This is a genomic window from Limnohabitans sp. Rim28, from assembly GCF_000293865.2.
Taxonomy (GTDB): Bacteria; Pseudomonadota; Gammaproteobacteria; order Burkholderiales; family Burkholderiaceae_C; genus Limnohabitans_A.
In genome coordinates this window covers 1-1,654 of record NZ_ALKN02000041.1, presented here as the reverse complement: position 1 = coordinate 1,654, position 1,654 = coordinate 1, and the positions used below count along the sequence as shown (strand labels likewise).

At 46.4% G+C, this 1,654-nt stretch carries 2 protein-coding genes and 1 pseudogene; 2 read left to right on the top strand and 1 reads right to left on the bottom strand.

The features are described from left to right. Positions 1-219 (top strand): annotated as a pseudogene (locus B472_RS16740) (dihydroneopterin aldolase); the annotation flags it as partial. Positions 220-431: 212 nt separating this feature from the next. Here the strand turns inward: B472_RS16740 and B472_RS16735 are convergent. Then, the gene (locus tag B472_RS16735; RefSeq protein WP_026039843.1) at positions 432-1,040 is read right to left on the bottom strand and encodes an alternative oxidase; all 609 of its coding nucleotides are present in this window, start codon (positions 1,038-1,040) and stop codon (positions 432-434) included. A gap of 317 nt (positions 1,041-1,357) precedes the next feature. Here B472_RS16735 and B472_RS16730 point away from each other — a divergent pair. Beyond that, positions 1,358-1,654, top strand: a 297-nt coding sequence (locus B472_RS16730) for a phosphate-starvation-inducible PsiE family protein (protein ID WP_238147481.1), incomplete at its 3' end; no start/stop codon positions are given.

Below are 1,654 nucleotides of genomic sequence, written 5' to 3'. Positions count from 1 at the left end.
GAGATTGACCGGCTTGCCGAAGATGGGCACTATGAAACCCAAGAACGTCTCATGACACGCATCGCCCAAGCGTGCGTAGCTTACCCAGACATCCTCAGCATCGACATCCGCCTGCGAAAAGCGCCTGTGCGCAGGGGCAATGGCGTCCTGGGCGTTCGTTTGTCGCTCAACCAGGCCGCCACCCAGGATCTGCGTCATTCATTGAAAAATCCAAGATAGACTGAACTTTTAAAAACCATAACGGTAATAGTTTTTGAGCGCGAATACAGCTAATAGCAAGCCTCGCGAGAAAAATTGGCGAAGAGGTGGTTGTCTATGATGTTCAAAAAGTGCAGCCAGCGACAGTGCGTTGCATAAGGCGATTTGTGGCCGACTGAGACTATTTAAATTTTAATCGCCCAATAAAAAATCTTATTTCTAAAATATTGCTGTTACCAAACAGCCCGGTCGTACTCGTTTGCAAATTCGTGATTCACATCACGGTGCTCTTCTTCGTCGCTGCGAACTGCGATGACAACGTCTCGCAGAGTCGCATTCGCCGATAGTTTCCAATAGTCAATGGCCAGCTTAGGTGCAGCGACGTTGGCAATTCGGCCTTCGTCAATTTCGCGCAGGTACTCGGTGTAGCTGTAAACAGCTTCTTCTTCAAAATAGCCCACGATGCGGTGAGCTGTCCGCGGAAAAAAAACGTAAATCACAAAGTAAAGGTGCCAGAACACAGCCTGTGCAACCAGTACCACTGAGCGCTCGAAAAAGTTGGGCTTTGAAATTTCAATGAACGTCATCAAGTGCATGCGTTCGTTTTCAGCCTCGCCTAAAAGAGTCCTTATCTTGGGACCGTACCCAGTTCGCATTTGGCGCAGACTTTTCAAATGCGTCCACATTCCTGCAACCATACCTGGCACCGCTGCCACAGTTTCCAAAATGACAGCTCGATGACCGTAACGGGTGGCAAAAAAAGTGTCTGCGACAAACCGCAAACTTTTTGTAAATCCGCGTGCAAAACGGTCAGATAGATTGAGAGGTTTGTAGTGGGTCATGGTCGATTCTAGGCATGTAAGTAGAAACCCTATGTGGCAAGGTATTTCTAAAATTTCAGTCACTAGGCGATCTGTCTGTTCCCTGCAGTCCTTGGCCTCTACAACAATCGAATCAGTGCACTCTGGATAAGGCGATTTCAACAAAAAAACTTAATGGTGCGTTCAAGAGCATTGTGTCCAATGTCCACTTTCAAATCAGCTGTAGGGAGTAGTGGCGATCGTGCTTAGAACACGTAGTTGATTGGACACTCACTGACCCAACTGAAATAGGTGCTACTGATCAAATAGAAAGCGGCAAATTCAGGATTCATTGAATAATGAAAAAACAAGACTATTCAACAGGAGACTTTATGGCGATCAAAAAAATCATTGACGTGACCGAAAAAGTTTTTCTCATCACGATCGCTCTGTTCACAGTAGGCGCCATGGTGCAAGAAGTCATGCTGTTGATCGAGCAGCGTAGTGTAGCGCTAAAGGATTTATTATTGATGTTTATTTACGCTGAAGTATTGGGTATGCTGGGCGCTTTTTACAGCAGTCACCGAATTCCAATTACCATCCCATTGGTGATTGCCATGACCGCTGGGATAGTCTTGTCGTTCACTGAGGATCTT

What these genes read in the sequence shown, in the direction of transcription:
- B472_RS16735 (WP_026039843.1), bottom strand. Translation starts at nt 1,040, where the DNA reads ATGACCCACTACAAACCTCTCAATCTATCTGACCGTTTTGCACGCGGA.